Origin of the sequence: Diaphorobacter sp. ED-3 (genome assembly GCF_027625375.1) — a bacterium.
In the GTDB taxonomy this organism is placed as follows: domain Bacteria; phylum Pseudomonadota; class Gammaproteobacteria; order Burkholderiales; family Burkholderiaceae_C; genus Diaphorobacter; species Diaphorobacter nitroreducens.
Map to the genome: position 1 here is coordinate 1,675,366 of NZ_CP115182.1, position 13,071 is coordinate 1,688,436.

Annotated in this window: 13 protein-coding genes; 7 read left to right on the forward strand and 6 right to left on the reverse strand. The window is 69.9% G+C overall.

What is annotated here, in order from left to right; genetic code table 11:
• Positions 1–109: 109 nt before the first annotated feature.
• Positions 110–529, reverse strand: a complete 420-nt coding sequence (locus PCQ86_RS08285) for a DUF3703 domain-containing protein (RefSeq protein WP_270175246.1) — start codon at positions 527–529, stop codon at positions 110–112.
• A complete protein-coding gene (locus PCQ86_RS08290) occupies positions 526–2,547 on the reverse strand; it encodes a heavy metal translocating P-type ATPase (protein ID WP_270175247.1) in 2,022 nt (673 codons plus the stop codon). The genes PCQ86_RS08285 and PCQ86_RS08290 overlap by 4 nt, the downstream gene beginning before the upstream one ends.
• A gap of 40 nt (positions 2,548–2,587) precedes the next feature.
• On the opposite strand from PCQ86_RS08290, the gene PCQ86_RS08295 reads away from it, so the two are divergent.
• The 4 genes from PCQ86_RS08295 (at position 2,588) to PCQ86_RS08310 (ending at position 5,668) form a co-directional block, all read left to right on the forward strand.
• The gene (locus PCQ86_RS08295; RefSeq protein ID WP_015912858.1) at positions 2,588–3,046 is read left to right on the forward strand and encodes a MerR family transcriptional regulator; all 459 of its coding nucleotides are present in this window, start codon (positions 2,588–2,590) and stop codon (positions 3,044–3,046) included.
• Positions 3,047–3,155: 109 nt separating this feature from the next.
• Entirely contained in the window at positions 3,156–3,965 is an 810-nt protein-coding gene (locus PCQ86_RS08300; protein WP_270175248.1) for an MlaE family ABC transporter permease, read from the forward strand.
• Between the two features lie 15 nt (positions 3,966–3,980).
• Complete coding sequence (locus PCQ86_RS08305; protein ID WP_270175249.1) at positions 3,981–4,991, forward strand: MlaD family protein; 1,011 nt, start codon at positions 3,981–3,983, stop codon at positions 4,989–4,991.
• Positions 4,988–5,668: a hypothetical protein gene (locus PCQ86_RS08310; RefSeq protein ID WP_270175250.1), complete on the forward strand. Its 681-nt coding sequence runs from the start codon at positions 4,988–4,990 to the stop codon at positions 5,666–5,668. The genes PCQ86_RS08305 and PCQ86_RS08310 overlap by 4 nt, the downstream gene beginning before the upstream one ends.
• A 67-nt stretch (positions 5,669–5,735) precedes the next feature.
• Here PCQ86_RS08310 and PCQ86_RS08315 read toward each other — a convergent pair whose 3' ends face one another.
• From PCQ86_RS08315 to PCQ86_RS08330, 4 genes are all read right to left on the reverse strand, one after another.
• A complete protein-coding gene (locus tag PCQ86_RS08315) occupies positions 5,736–5,909 on the reverse strand; it encodes a hypothetical protein (protein WP_270175251.1) in 174 nt (57 codons plus the stop codon).
• A gap of 178 nt (positions 5,910–6,087) precedes the next feature.
• Positions 6,088–7,605, reverse strand: coding sequence for an NAD(P)H-hydrate dehydratase (locus PCQ86_RS08320; RefSeq protein WP_270175252.1), 1,518 nt, complete (start codon positions 7,603–7,605; stop codon positions 6,088–6,090).
• Between the two features lie 41 nt (positions 7,606–7,646).
• Positions 7,647–8,894, reverse strand: a complete 1,248-nt coding sequence (locus PCQ86_RS08325) for an FAD-dependent oxidoreductase (protein WP_270175253.1) — start codon at positions 8,892–8,894, stop codon at positions 7,647–7,649.
• A 51-nt stretch (positions 8,895–8,945) separates the two neighbouring features.
• A complete protein-coding gene (locus PCQ86_RS08330; protein ID WP_270175254.1) occupies positions 8,946–10,292 on the reverse strand; it encodes an amidase in 1,347 nt (448 codons plus the stop codon).
• Between the two features lie 200 nt (positions 10,293–10,492).
• Here PCQ86_RS08330 and rpsB point away from each other — a divergent pair, with 200 nt between their 5' ends.
• From rpsB to pyrH, 3 genes are all read left to right on the forward strand, one after another.
• Complete coding sequence (gene rpsB, locus PCQ86_RS08335) at positions 10,493–11,245, forward strand: 30S ribosomal protein S2 (protein ID WP_011805780.1); 753 nt, start codon at positions 10,493–10,495, stop codon at positions 11,243–11,245.
• A 108-nt stretch (positions 11,246–11,353) separates the two neighbouring features.
• Positions 11,354–12,250, forward strand: a complete 897-nt coding sequence (gene tsf / locus PCQ86_RS08340) for a translation elongation factor Ts (RefSeq protein WP_011805779.1) — start codon at positions 11,354–11,356, stop codon at positions 12,248–12,250.
• A gap of 57 nt (positions 12,251–12,307) precedes the next feature.
• Entirely contained in the window at positions 12,308–13,030 is a 723-nt protein-coding gene (gene pyrH / locus PCQ86_RS08345; protein WP_011805778.1) for a UMP kinase, read from the forward strand.
• Positions 13,031–13,071 lie beyond the last annotated feature (41 nt).

Sequence of the window (13,071 nt, forward strand, 5' to 3'; positions counted from 1 at the left end):
GCGATTGCACCACGGCATCGGTCGGTGTGTCTTGCGCTGGGTCAAATTCCCGTGTCTGGGTAGTGTGATGCTCCTAAAAGATGAGCTGTTTGCGCTTGTCAGTCGGGCGTTAGAGGTCGATTTGACTCATCTCTTGCGCACCCGGCGTGCCGGGGGGCTGGGTGGCCTGCATGGCTTCGGTGATACATGCGCGCACGGCCACGCTGGGCACCATGGGCCGCAGTGCGGGCACGCTGGCACGACCGATGTTGCCCTGCGGCAGCCGGCGCACCAGGTGGCCCACCAGCGTGAGGCCCAGCCGCGCCCATTGGCCCCGAGCCTCCGGCGCGTCGCCCAACTGGCGCGCAAAGCGCAGCATCTGCCAGTGCGCGCGCCAGTGCAGGCCGAGGCGGTTCTGGCCCAGCACATGGGCGGCCTCCAGGTAGCGCCAACGCTGTTCGGTGGGCGCATCCACGCTGGTGCGCCAGCGCTGCAGCAGGTAGTCGTAGGCGGCGCGCTGGCGGCTTTGTGGTGATTGGGTCATGGTCATGCGGCCTCCTTCGCCGCGATAGAGGCACCGCGGCGCAGGCGCAGCCCGTTGGCCACCACCAGCAGGCTCACGCCCATGTCGGCTGCCACGGCCATCCACATGCTGGCCAAGCCCAGCAGCGCCAGGGTGAAGAACGCGGCCTTGATGCCCAGCGCCAGGGTGATGTTCTGCCACAGCACGGCGTGTGCGCGGCGTGCCAGCCGCACGGTGTCGGGAATGCGGCGCAGGTCGTCGTTCATGAGCACCACGTCGGCCGTCTCCATGGCCATGCCGGTGCTGTGTGCGCCGCCCATGGCGAAGCCCACGTCGGCCTGGGCCAGCGCGGGCGCATCGTTGATGCCGTCGCCCGCCATGGCGGTGGGGCCGCGCGTGCGCTGCAGCGCGGCCAGGGTGTCGAGCTTGTCCTGCGGCAGCAGGCCGCCGAGCGCGTCCTGCGCGTCGGTAATGCCCGCCTCGGCCGCGATGGCCTGTGCGGTGGCCGGGTTGTCGCCGCTCAACACCACCGGGTGCACGCCCAGCGCGCGCAGTTCGGCGATGGCCTGGCGCGCGTGGCCGCGCAGCGGGTCGGCCACGGCGAACAGCGCGCGCACGGCTTGCGCGTCGGCCAGCAAGGTGACGGTGCGGCCCTGCCGCTCCTGTTGGGCCAGGGCGTCTTCGAGCGCAGCGTCGGCCAGGCCTTGTTCGCGCATCAGGCGCAGGTTGCCCAGCCACCAGCGCTGGCCGCCCACCTCGGCCTGCACGCCGCGACCGGGCAGGGCCTGCAGGTTCTGCACGCCGTTGTGGGGGGCCGCGGGCAGGCCGGCGGCGATGGCGCGCGAGACGGGGTGCTCAGACCGGCTGGCCAGCTGCCAGGCCACATCTGCCACGGCGTCAGCATCGGCGCCGTTCAGGGCACGCCACTGCACCAGGGCGGGGCTGCCGGTGGTCAGCGTGCCGGTCTTGTCCAGCGCCACCACGCGCAGGCCGCGCGCGGCCTCCAGCGCGCTGCCGCCCTTGATGAGGATGCCGCGCCGCGCGGCGGCCGTGAGCGCGCTGACCACCGTGACCGGCGTGGAGATGACCAGCGCGCAGGGGCAGGCGATGACCAGCAGCGCCAGCGCCTGGTAGGTGGACTGCGTCCAGGTCCAGCCCATCAGCGGGGGGGCCAGCAGCGCCAGCAGCACGGCCAGTGCAAACACGATGGGTGTGTAGATGGCGGCAAAGCGGTCCACGAAGCGCTGGATGGGGGCCTTGCTGGCCTGCGCTTGCTCCACCGCGCGCACGACGCGCGCAATCAGCGTGTCGCCGGGCGGGGTGTTCACCTGCATCAGCAGCTCGCCCTGCTGGTTCACGCTGCCCGCGTACAGCGGGTCGCCGGCGGCCTTGTCGGCCAGTTGGCTCTCGCCGGTGATGGGGGCCTGGTTCACGCTGCTGCTGCCGTGGGTGACGGTGCCGTCCAGCGGCACATGCGCGCCCGGGGCGATGCGCACGGTGGCACGCAGCGGCACCTGGTCCACGGGCAGGCTCAGGGTGCTGCCATTCGGCTGCTGCACGTCGGCCGTGGCGGGCGCCAGTTGCAGCAACTGGCGTATGGCATGGCGCGCGCGGTCCATGGCGCCGTCCTCGATGCGCTCGGCCGCCACGTACAGCGCCATGACCATCGCTGCCTCGGGCCACTGGCCGATGAGGAAGGCGCCCGTCACCGCCACGGCCATGAGCGCGTGGATGCCCAGGCGCAGGCGCGCAAGGTCTTTGAGGCCCACCCGGTACACGCCCAGGCCCGACAGTGCAATCGCCACCACGGCCAGGGCCATGCCGGCGTAGTCCTGCTGCATCCAGTGCGCCGCCTCGGCGCCCGTGGCCAGGGCCAGCGCCGCGGCGATGCGCGGCCAACCGGGCAGGGTGCCGTGGTCGTGGCCGTCGCCCGCCGATGTGCTGCAGGCGCAGCCGCTGCATGCGGATGCGGGCGGAGGAGGCAGGTTTGCCGCGCCCGGGCCATGGGAATGGGACGCGGAATGGGAGGAATGGCTTTGGCTCATGCCATGATTGGAAACCTTGAAGCCACTCCAAGGTCAAGCCATGCTGCGACAAAGCCCCCGCCACCGTATCGGTGATGCCGCCCGGCTCTCGGGCGTGCCACCGGCCAACATCCGCTATTACGAAAAGGAAGGCCTGCTGCCCGCGCAGACCCGCGCGGACAACCGCTACCGCCTCTACAGCGACGAGGAGGTCCACCGCATGCGCTTCGTGCGGCTGTGCCGCGCCATGGACATGTCGCTGCAGGAGGTGCGCGGCCTGCTGGCATTGGACGCCTGCAGTACCACCGACGGCCATGCCGCCTGCGTCACGCTGGACGAGCACCTGGCGCACGTGCGCACGCGCATGGCCGAGCTGGCGACGCTGGAGCAGGAACTGCTGTCGCTGCGCAGCCGTTGCGACGGCACGGGAGGGCAGTGCCACGTGATCGAGGCGTTGCACGCACGCGCCGATGCCGATCCCGTGCCGCCCGCAGGGCCGGCGGCCCGCAGGCATGTATGAGGCCCATGGCACAGGTTGCTATGGTGTTAATAGCTGCTAGCGCTTGCTGCATAAGCGCTAGCGGCTAATTTGTTACTTATCGAATGCGGCCTTCGCCTATGATCCGCGCATGAACGCCAGCCTGCACCCTTCCATCGTGCCCCGGCGCCTGTGGGCCCAGGCGCGGCGTTGGGTCGTGGCGTGGTGGCGCATCATCTACCTGGGCGCCGTGGTCATGGTGCTGATGCTCTCGCCGTCCAGCTACGGCCGCGCCACGCGCTGGCGGCTGGCGCGCCACATGTACCAGGACACCGCGCCCATCCTGCTGGGCTTCACGGTGCTGGCGGCACTCATCAGTCTGGTCATCACGCGCATCGTGGTCGTGACGGCGCTCAGCTACGGCCTGTCGCGCTATGCGCTGGAGATGGTGATCCGCGTGCTGGTGCTGGAGCTGATCCCGCTGACCGCCGCGCTGTTCGTGGCGATGCGCGCCACCATCCCCAACGGCACGCAGCTGGCGCTGATGCGCCAGTCGGGCCACTTTCAGGCTCTGCGCCAACGCGGCGCCGACCCCGTGCGCATGGAGCTGCTGCCGCGCGTGGTGGCCGGCGTGTATGCCAGCATCACGCTGGCGGCGCTGTCGTGCGTAGTGGCGCTGGTCATGGCCTACCTGGGCGTGTATGGGCTCAACACGGCGGGGCTGCCGGTGTACACGCGCATGTTCGGCCATGTGTTCGCGCCGCAGATCACGCTGGTGTTCGTGCTCAAGACCGTGTTCTTCAGCCTGGCCGTGGCGCTGATTCCCATGGCTTCGGGGCTCTACGAGAGCGGCGACGCACGCCAGGCCCAGCAGCCCGACTCCGAGCTGGGCGGCTTGGCGCGCATGTTCGCTGTGCTGCTGCTCATCGAGGTGATCTCGCTGATGGGCAATTACTACTGATTTCATGGCCACGCGATGACCGATCCGCAACGTCCCCAACCCCCGCTGTCCGAACCGCCGGCGAACGCGCCGGTCGAGCTGCTGCGGCCCGTGGCCCATTTGGAGCGCAAGGCCGCGGCGCTGCTGCTGTTCACGCTGGTGCTCGTGCTGGGTGCCGGCCTGTACCTGCTGTACGCGCGCGGCGCGTTCGAGCCCACGCAGCGGCTGGTGCTCACGGCCGAAGATTCCGAGGGCGTGGTCGTGGGCATGGACATGACGTTCTCGGGCTTTCCCATCGGCCGGGTGCGGCGCATCGAACTGGCGGAGACCGGCAACGTGCGCATCCTCATCGACGTGGCCCAGCGCGACGCGCACTGGCTGCGCACCTCCAGCGTGTTCACCCTGGTCAGCGGGCTGGTGGGCGGCACCACCATCAAGGCCTACAGCGGCATGCTGGCCGACCCGCCGCTGGAGGACGGCGCCGAGCGACCCGTGCTGCGCGGCGACGCCACGGCGGAGATTCCGCAGCTCATGTCATCGGCGCGCCAGCTGCTGGACAACCTGAACGCCATGACCGGCGCAGAGTCCGCCCTGGGCGGCGCCATGGCCCAGGTGCGCACGCTCACCGAGCGGCTCAACGCGCCTGGCGGCGCCCTGGGCGTGCTCATGGGCAACGATGCGGACGCGAAGAAGATCCTCACCACGCTGGAGCGCACCAACCAGTTGCTCGCGCGCATCGACGGCATGGCCGCCAAGGCGGACAGGCAGGTCTTCGGTGCACAGGGCGACCCCGGCCTGGTGCCCGAGGTGCGGGCCGCCGTGGTGCAGCTCAACGGTTTGCTGGCCGACGCGCGCCAGAGCCTCACCAAGGTGGACGCCGTGCTGGCCGAGGCCCAGGCCGTGGGCGCCAACGCGCGCGAGGCCACGACCGACCTGGGCACGTTGCGCGCCGAGGTGGAAGGCAGCCTGCGCAAGGTGGATGCGCTGGTGAACGAGATCAACCGCAAGTGGCCCTTTGCCCGCGAAACGGAGCTGAAACTGCCATGACCTCCCTGCAGCTTCTTTTGTGGCGGGGCTTGGCACCCGCGCTGGCCGTGGTGCTGTCGGCCTGCGCCGGCAAGGCGCCGGTGCCCGACTGGCAGATGAATGCCCACGGCGCGGCCGAGCGGGCGACCGAGGCCTACCTGTCCGGCAACACCCGCGTGGCCGACCAGGAATGGACCCGTGCACGCGCCGAGGTGGCACGCACCGGCCGACCCGAGTTGCTGGCGCGCGTGGAGCTGATGCGCTGCGCCGCGCAGGTGGCTAGCCTGCAACTGCAGCCCTGCACGGCTTTCGAGCCGTTGCGCGCCGATGCGGCGCCGCCGGAGCAGGCCTATGCCGACTACCTGGCAGGCCGCGCCACGCCCGCGCAGGCGGCGCTGCTGCCCGAGGCACAACGCGCCGCAGCAGCCAGCCCCCAGTCCATTGCCGGCATTGCCGACCCCTTGGCGCGCCTGGTGGCAGCGGGTGCGTCCGTGCGCGCCGGGCGCGCTACGCCGGAAGTCATGGTGGTGGCCACCGACACCGCCTCGGCGCAGGGCTGGCGCCGCCCGTTGATGGCCTGGCTGCTGCTGCGCGCCGAACGGGCGGGTGCGGCGGGCGATACCGCGTTGGAGGCCGCGCTGCGGCGGCGCGTCGCTGTGGTGGAAAGCGGCGGCGCACCCGCCAGCGCCGTGCCCTGAAGCCCGGCCCGGGCGACCCGCAAAAAAGCCGCCCGAAGGCGGCTGGAGGGGAGGAGTGAGAGGGAGCTCAGTCGAAGACGCCAGCGGGAACGAGTTGCTCCAGCTGGCTGTGCACCTGCGAGTCGGCCACCTGGGTCGTCTGGTGGGGCACCAGGGTCATGACACTGGCCGCGAAGGCCAGGACCACGGTGACCACAAAGGCCGTGTAGGCGCGCGATCCGGGGCGGAAATGGCGTTTCATGGCAGTACCTCAGGTGGGTGGAACACACGGTATGCATGCATACCAAGACATGGAGCGATTAGAGCGCTTCAGTCCTCGCACCGTCTGTAAGACAAGGTAGATATGCGCAGCTTGGAAACCACCGTTACCGTTGGATGCAATCCCCTCCGGCGGCTGGGCCGCGCGGCGTGCTGCGCGGTCAACCACCGTTCAGGGCGCGTGCGAGCGCTCCCGCGGTGAGGGACCTCCCGGCGGGCCAGCGGTCGGCGGTAGCGCCGTGCTCCCAGCAGGCGTGGCCCGCCGCCGCAAATGCCGCACCGGCCTGTGCAGGCACCGCGGCCAAGCGCGCCCCCAACAGGCCGGCCAGCACGTCACCGGTGCCTCCCGTGGCCAGGCGTGCGTTGCCCGTGGGGTTGATGAGGGGCGTGTGCCCCGGTGCGGCAATCACGCTGCCCGAGCCCTTGAGCAGCACGGTGCAGCCGTACTGATCGGCCAGCGTGCGCGCCGCGGCCAGGCGGTCGGCCTGCACGGCGGCCGTGGTGCCGGCCAGCAGCCGCGCGGCCTCCAGGGGGTGCGGAGTCAGCACGGTGGGGCGGCCCTGCCGGCCACGCTCGCGCAGCAGATGCTGCAGATGGGGGTCGGCGGCCACGGCGTTCAGCGCGTCTGCGTCCAGCACCAGGCGTGTCGATTGCTGCAGGACGTCTGGTAGCACGGCCGCCACGGCCGCGCCGCCGCCACAGCCGCAGACCACGGTGGCGTGGTCCAGCGCCAGCGCGTCACAACGGCGCAGCATCAGTTCAGGCTGCTGCGGCAGGGCGGGGAGTGCGCCGGCGTCCAGCAGCGCCACCATCACGCGGCCCGCGCCGGCGTGCAACGCCGCGCTGGCGGCTAAAAGGGCGGCACCGGTCATGCCCATGCCGCGCGCCTGCAGGCCTTCGCCGCCGATGACGGCCACGTCGCCGTAGCTGCCCTTGTGGCTGGCATGGGCGCGCACGGCCGGGGCGGGGGGGCCGGCGAGCCAGGCGCAAGGGGTTTCGGTTGATGCCGGCACGCCCAGGTCATCAAACCACACGCTGCCCGCTGCGTCGCGGCCCTGGCCGGTGAACAGGCCTGGCTTGAGCGTGAGCAGGCTCAGCGTGTGGCGCGCCGCCGTGGCACCTGGATGGGCCGGCGCCAGCCCCGGGATGTACTGGCCTGATTCCGCTACCAGGCCGGAGGGCAGGTCCACACACAGCGTGGGTGCCGCGCAGGCGTGCATGCGGGCCAGCCATTGCAGCAGCCGCGCGTCGGGCCTGCGGGGGCGCGGATCGGCGCGCAGGCCGATGCCCAGCAGCGCATCCACGCACAGGTCCTGCGGACCGAGGGAGGGCGGCTCAGCCGCGAACGGTACGCCGGCCTCTTGTGCGCGCTGCCAGGACTGGCGCGCGTCGGCAGGCGCCGTCTCGGGCGTTCCCAGCCAGGTCACCACGACCGGGTGGCCGCCGCGGTGCAGCAGCAGGGCGGCCTCCAGCCCATCGCCGCCGTTGTTGCCGCCGCCGCAGGCGAACCAGAAGGTGCGCGCATGCGGAGCCAGCGCGAGCGCCAACCGGGCCGTGGCCTGGCCGGCGCGCTGCATCAGCGTGTGGGGCGCGAGGGCAGCGGCGGCGCAGGCCTCCAGGCGGCGCGTGGCCGCGGTGTCGAACAGGGGATGGGGCCGGTCAGGTGCGATGCGCTGCATGCCCGGCATTGTGGCGCCGGGCGGGGGCCGTGCGAAGCGCGCTAGAAGCGCTGCGGCGCAAAGGGCTGCAGGTCAATCGCGGGACTGCGCTGGGCGATCAGGTCCGCCAGGGCGCGGGCACTGCCACAGGCCTGGGCCCAGCCGCAAGCGCCGTGGCCGGTGTTGATCCACAGGCCGGACACACCGCTCGCGCCGATGGCGGGGGCGCCATCGGTCAGCGTGGGGCGCGCGCCGCGCCAGACCTGCACCTGCGGGGACGAGGTGAGTGCGCCGCCCGGGAACCAGCCCGACAGCGCGAGGTAGAGCGTCTGCAGCGTGGGCGCGTGGTGGCTGCCGTTGCCGTGCCCGATCTCGGCGCCGCCGGACACACGCACGCGCTGACCCTGGCGGGTGATGGTGATGCGGTGCAGCGGATCGATCACCGAGCCCTGCGGTGCATGGCTGTCCTCGCGCACCGGCGCGCTGACGGTGTAGCCATGTACGGCCTCCAGGGGCAGGTGGCGCCCCAGCGGGCGCAGCAGCGCGGCGCTGGCCACGCCGGCGCACAGCACCACGGCGTCGGCCTGGCGCGGGGCGGCTTCGCCTACGACGTGGACGCCGGGCGGCGATGCGCTGAGAGAGCGGACATGCGCGCCGAACACGAACTGTGCGCCGCGCTCCTGCGCCGCGTGGCGCAGGATCTGCGCAAACAGCCGGCAGTTGCCGGACTCGCCATCCGGTACATGCACGGCGCCCGCCAGCGGCACGTCGGTGGACAGGCCGGGCTCGATGAGCCGCGCGGTGTCGGCATCCACATCGCGCAGGCCCACGCCCGCGTCGCGCAGCACCTTCAGCGCGGGCTGCAGGCGCTCCACATCTTCGGGGCGGCGCAGCAGCACCAGAGTGCCGCGGCTGGTTTCCAGGTCCACGTCCAATTGGTGGATGAGTTCGCGCGTGCGTGCCAGGCTGTAGCGGCCCAGCCCTTCCAGCGCGGCCAGCCGCGCCGCCGTCTCGGGCCGGCGACCCGCCTGGGACCAGCGCCAGCGCCAGCGCCGGCCTGCCATGCCGGCGCCGCGTACCAGGCGCAGCGTGGCATCGCGGCTCCAAGGCCAGCGGCCGAGCGACCCGCCCAGGCCCGGCGCCGCCCACGGCATGAGTAGCGAGGGCGCCAGCAGGCCGGAGCTGCCGAAGCTCGCCTCCTCTGCCGCGGCGCCGCGCTGCTCGACCACGGTGACCTGATGGCCGTCCGCGGCCAGTTCATAAGCAGTGGCCGCGCCGACGATACCGGCGCCCACTATGATGATGTGCATGAAAATTGAAGCGAAATATGCCTCTAGCGCCCGTAGGATAAGCGCTAGTAGCTATTGTTTTTGTAGTTCTTGTTCGATCAGCAGGCCGATGTTCAGCACCGGGTCGTCGCGCAGTGCGCCGTGCCACACCATCAGGCCCACGGGCAGTTCGCCCGCTTCGTGGCAGGGCAGGGACAGGGCGCAGCCGTCCAGCATGTTGACCACGCTGGTGTTGCGCAGCAGCAATCCGTTGACGCGAAAGAACTCCGCGTCGCGCTCGCTGCCCGGCGCGACCGATGCGATGGGTGGCGCCACGATGGGCACGGTGGGCGAGAGCAGGGCGTCGAAGTCGGCCATGGCGGTCTGCATGCGTGCGATCCAGGTGCGCCGCGCGTGCAACAGATCGATGTAGTCGGCCGCGGACATGCCAGCGCCGCGCTCGATGCGGCTCTTCACGCGCGGATCGTAGGCGTTGCCGTGCCGTGCCAGCAGCGTGCGGTGCCAGGCGTAGCTTTCGGCGGCGGAAAACCCGCCGGTGGCGTTCACATCGGCCAACTGGGCGGTTTCTGCCAGGGCAATCTCGGTGATCTGCGCGCCGGCCGCGCGCAGGCGGGACAGCGTGCGCGCGAAGGCGCGGGCCACGGTGGCGTCCAGTCCGTCCAGGAACAGTGTGGCGGGTACGGCCAGCCGCCAGGCCGACAGCGGTGCGGGGCTGCGCGTGACGCGCCGTGCCGCCAGGATCTCGTGCGCCACGACGGCATCGCGCACCGTGCGGGTGAGTGCGCAGGCCGTGTCCAGCGTCGTGGACAAGGGGACGGCGCCTTCGGTGGGCACGAGGCGCGCGGTGTTCTTGAAACCCACGATGCCGTTCAGCGCGGCCGGGATACGGATCGAGCCGCCCGTGTCGGAGCCCAGGCCAATGAAGGCCGCGCCCGTGGCCACCGACACCCCGGCGCCCGACGACGAGCCCCCGCACACCCGCGCGGGGCCGGGCAGCGCGCCGTGGCGGGCGTCAAATGCGGCGGGCGTGCCGAAGTGCGGATTCACACCCACGCCGGAGAAGGCGAACTCCACCATGTGCGTGCGGCCGATGAACGCTGCGCCCGCGCGGCGCAGGCGCGCCACGGCCGGGCTGTCGGCCGGCGCGGGTGGCGCATCCCGCAACACGGTGGAGCCTGCGGCGGTGGTCATGCCCTGGATGTCGAACAGATCCTTGACCGAGACGGCAAGGCCCGCCAGCGGCAGACGCTCCACGCCGGGCACGGCGGCTGCTGCGCGGGCCTGGTCGACGCTGGTCTGGCGGAACACATGGGCGCAGGTGGGCCCTTCGGCGGCGGCGATGCAGCGCTCGATTTCATCGCGTGCGCTGCTATGCCCGGCAGCTACGTGGCTGCGGGTGGAGACGAGGTCAGCCAACATGGGGATATGCTAGAATCTTTGGGTTTTGCTGAGAGCTGCGCCGCCGCCGTGCTGCCAGGCATCATGCAGAACTTAATCGCAAACCAGCCCTCTCAAGGTGTTGCCCTCTGCCCTCTCGTGGGACTGCAAGTTCCACGCAAGAGCAATTCAGTGGGCAAGTATTGAGGCTGGATTTTAGACCCAACCTTCGGAGAAACCTCATGTCCGTCACCATGCGTGAAATGCTGGAAGCCGGTGTCCACTTTGGTCACCAAACGCGCTTCTGGAACCCCAAGATGGCCCCCTTCATCTTCGGCCATCGCAACAAGATTCACATCATCAACCTGGAAAAGTCGCTGCCGATGTTCCAGGAGGCGCAGAAGTTCGCCAAGCAGTTGGCTGCCAACCGCGGCACGATCCTGATGGTCGGCACCAAGCGCCAGGCCCGCGAACTGGTGGCCGAGCAGGCCCAGCGCGCTGGCGTGCCCTATGTCGACCAGCGCTGGCTGGGCGGCATGCTGACCAACTTCAAGACCGTCAAGACCTCCATCAAGCGCCTGAAGGACATGAAGGCACAGCAGGAAGCCGGCCTGGAGTCCATGAGCAAGAAGGAGCAGCTGATGTTCTCGCGCGAGCTGGAAAAGCTCGAGAAGGACATCGGGGGCATTCAGGACATGGCTGCGCTGCCCGACGCCATCTTCGTGATCGACGTGGGCTACCACAAGATCGCCGTGTCCGAAGCCAAGAAGCTGGGCATCCCGCTGATCGGTGTGGTGGACTCCAACCACTCGCCCGAAGGCATTGACTACGTGATCCCGGGTAACGACGACTCGGCCAAGGCTGTGGCTCTGTACGCCCGCGGCATCGCCGACGCTATCCTTGAAGGCCGTGCCAACGCCGTGACGGAAGTGGCCAAGGCTGTGGCTGCCGAAGGCTCCGACGAATTCGTGGAAGTGGACGAGAACGCCGCCTGAGTCAAGGGCCGCGCGATGCGTCGCAAAAAAAGCGGGGCCCCTGGTGAGCCCCCTTTTTTTTAGCTTCTGATCCTGTAACGAACTGAACTCAAGAACTGGAGAAACACGATGGCTGCAATTACCGCAAGCATGGTTGCCGAACTGCGTGGCAAGACCGATGCCCCCATGATGGAATGCAAGAAGGCCCTGACCGAGGCCGACGGCGACATGGCCAAGGCCGAAGAGCTTCTGCGCGTCAAGCTGGGTACCAAGGCCGGCAAGGCCGCTTCCCGCGTGACGGCCGAAGGCGTGGTGGCATCGTTCATCAACGGCAACGTGGGTGCGCTGATCGAAGTGAACAGCGAAACCGACTTCGTGTCCAAGAACGACAGCTTCATCGCCATGGCCAACGCCGCCGCCAAGCTGGTCGCTGAGCACAACCCCGCGGACATCGAAGCCCTGGGCCAATTGGCCTATGAGCAGGATGGCTTCGGCCCCACCCTGGAAGATGTGCGCAAGGGCCTGATCGGCAAGATCGGCGAGAACATGTCTTTCCGTCGTTTCAAGCGTTTCAGCGGCTCCAACCTGGCCGCCTACCTGCACGGCTCGCGCATCGGCGTGGTGGTGGAGTTCGACGGCGATGCCGTGGCCGCCAAGGACGTGGCCATGCATGTGGCCGCCATGAAGCCCGTGGCGCTGACCAGCGCCGACGTGCCTGCCGACCTGATCGCCAAGGAGCGTGCCGTGGCCGAGGGCAAGGCCGCCGAGTCCGGCAAGCCGGCCGATATCGCCGCCAAGATGGTCGAAGGCTCGGTGCAGAAGTACCTCAAGGAAGTCTCGCTGGCCGACCAGGTCTTCGTGAAGGCCGCCGATGGCAAGCAGACCGTGGCCCAGATGCTCAAGGCCGCCAACACTACGGTGAAGGGCTTCACCCTGTACGTGGTGGGCGAGGGCATCGAGAAGAAGGTGGACGATTTCGCCGCCGAGGTGGCTGCGCAAGTCGCTGCCGCCAAGTCGGGCGCCTGATAGCGCCTGCCGCCCACGCCCTTCATCCCCCCAGTCCAGCCTTACGGAGAATTGCCCATGACCCTCGCCACGCCAGCCCACAAGCGCATCCTGCTCAAGTTGTCTGGTGAGGCGCTGATGGGCGATGACGCATTCGGCATCAACCGTGCCACGATCGTGCGCATGGTCGAGGAGATCGCCGAGGTCACCCGCCTGGGCGTGCAAGTGGCGGTGGTGATCGGCGGGGGCAACATCTTCCGCGGTGTGGCGGGCGGGTCCGTGGGCATGGACCGCGCCACGGCCGACTACATGGGCATGCTGGCCACCGTGATGAACGCGCTGGCCCTGGCGGACGCCATGGACAAGCAGGGGCTGACGGCCCGCGTGATGTCCGCCATCGGCATCGAGCAGGTGGTGGAGCCCTACGTGCGTCCCAAGGCGCTGCAGTACCTCGAAGAGGGCAAAGTGGTGGTGTTCGCCGCCGGAACCGGCAACCCCTTCTTCACCACCGACACGGCCGCCGCGCTGCGCGGCGCCGAGATCGGCGCCGAGGTGGTGCTTAAGGCGACCAAGGTCGACGGCGTGTACACGGCCGATCCGATGAAGGACCCGTCGGCCACCCGCTATGCCAAGCTCACGTTCGACGAGGCCATGAGCCGCAACCTGGGCATCCTGGACGCGACGGCCTTTGCCCTGTGTCGCGACCAGAAGCTGCCGATCCGCGTGTTCTCCATCGTGAAACATGGCGCGCTGAAGCGCGTGGTGATGGGCGAAGACGAAGGCACGTTGGTGTACGCTTGATGCCTTTGCCGCGCCTGGCCTGATTGCCCGCTTGCAGAGGA

Excerpts from the sequence above, each read along its gene's own strand:
- PCQ86_RS08330 (WP_270175254.1), bottom strand. The coding sequence starts at position 10,292 with ATGTTGGCTGACCTCGTCTCCACCCGCAGCCACGTAGCTGCCGGGCAT.
- PCQ86_RS08325 (WP_270175253.1), bottom strand. The coding sequence starts at position 8,894 with ATGCACATCATCATAGTGGGCGCCGGTATCGTCGGCGCGGCCACTGCT.
- pyrH (WP_011805778.1), top strand. The coding sequence starts at position 12,308 with ATGACCCTCGCCACGCCAGCCCACAAGCGCATCCTGCTCAAGTTGTCT.
- PCQ86_RS08285 (WP_270175246.1), bottom strand. The coding sequence starts at position 529 with ATGACCATGACCCAATCACCACAAAGCCGCCAGCGCGCCGCCTACGAC.
- PCQ86_RS08315 (WP_270175251.1), bottom strand. The coding sequence starts at position 5,909 with ATGAAACGCCATTTCCGCCCCGGATCGCGCGCCTACACGGCCTTTGTG.
- rpsB (WP_011805780.1), top strand. The coding sequence starts at position 10,493 with ATGTCCGTCACCATGCGTGAAATGCTGGAAGCCGGTGTCCACTTTGGT.
- PCQ86_RS08300 (WP_270175248.1), top strand. The coding sequence starts at position 3,156 with ATGAACGCCAGCCTGCACCCTTCCATCGTGCCCCGGCGCCTGTGGGCC.
- PCQ86_RS08295 (WP_015912858.1), top strand. The coding sequence starts at position 2,588 with ATGCTGCGACAAAGCCCCCGCCACCGTATCGGTGATGCCGCCCGGCTC.
- PCQ86_RS08320 (WP_270175252.1), bottom strand. The coding sequence starts at position 7,605 with ATGCAGCGCATCGCACCTGACCGGCCCCATCCCCTGTTCGACACCGCG.
- PCQ86_RS08310 (WP_270175250.1), top strand. The coding sequence starts at position 4,988 with ATGACCTCCCTGCAGCTTCTTTTGTGGCGGGGCTTGGCACCCGCGCTG.
- tsf (WP_011805779.1), top strand. The coding sequence starts at position 11,354 with ATGGCTGCAATTACCGCAAGCATGGTTGCCGAACTGCGTGGCAAGACC.
- PCQ86_RS08290 (WP_270175247.1), bottom strand. The coding sequence starts at position 2,547 with ATGAGCCAAAGCCATTCCTCCCATTCCGCGTCCCATTCCCATGGCCCG.
- PCQ86_RS08305 (WP_270175249.1), top strand. The coding sequence starts at position 3,981 with ATGACCGATCCGCAACGTCCCCAACCCCCGCTGTCCGAACCGCCGGCG.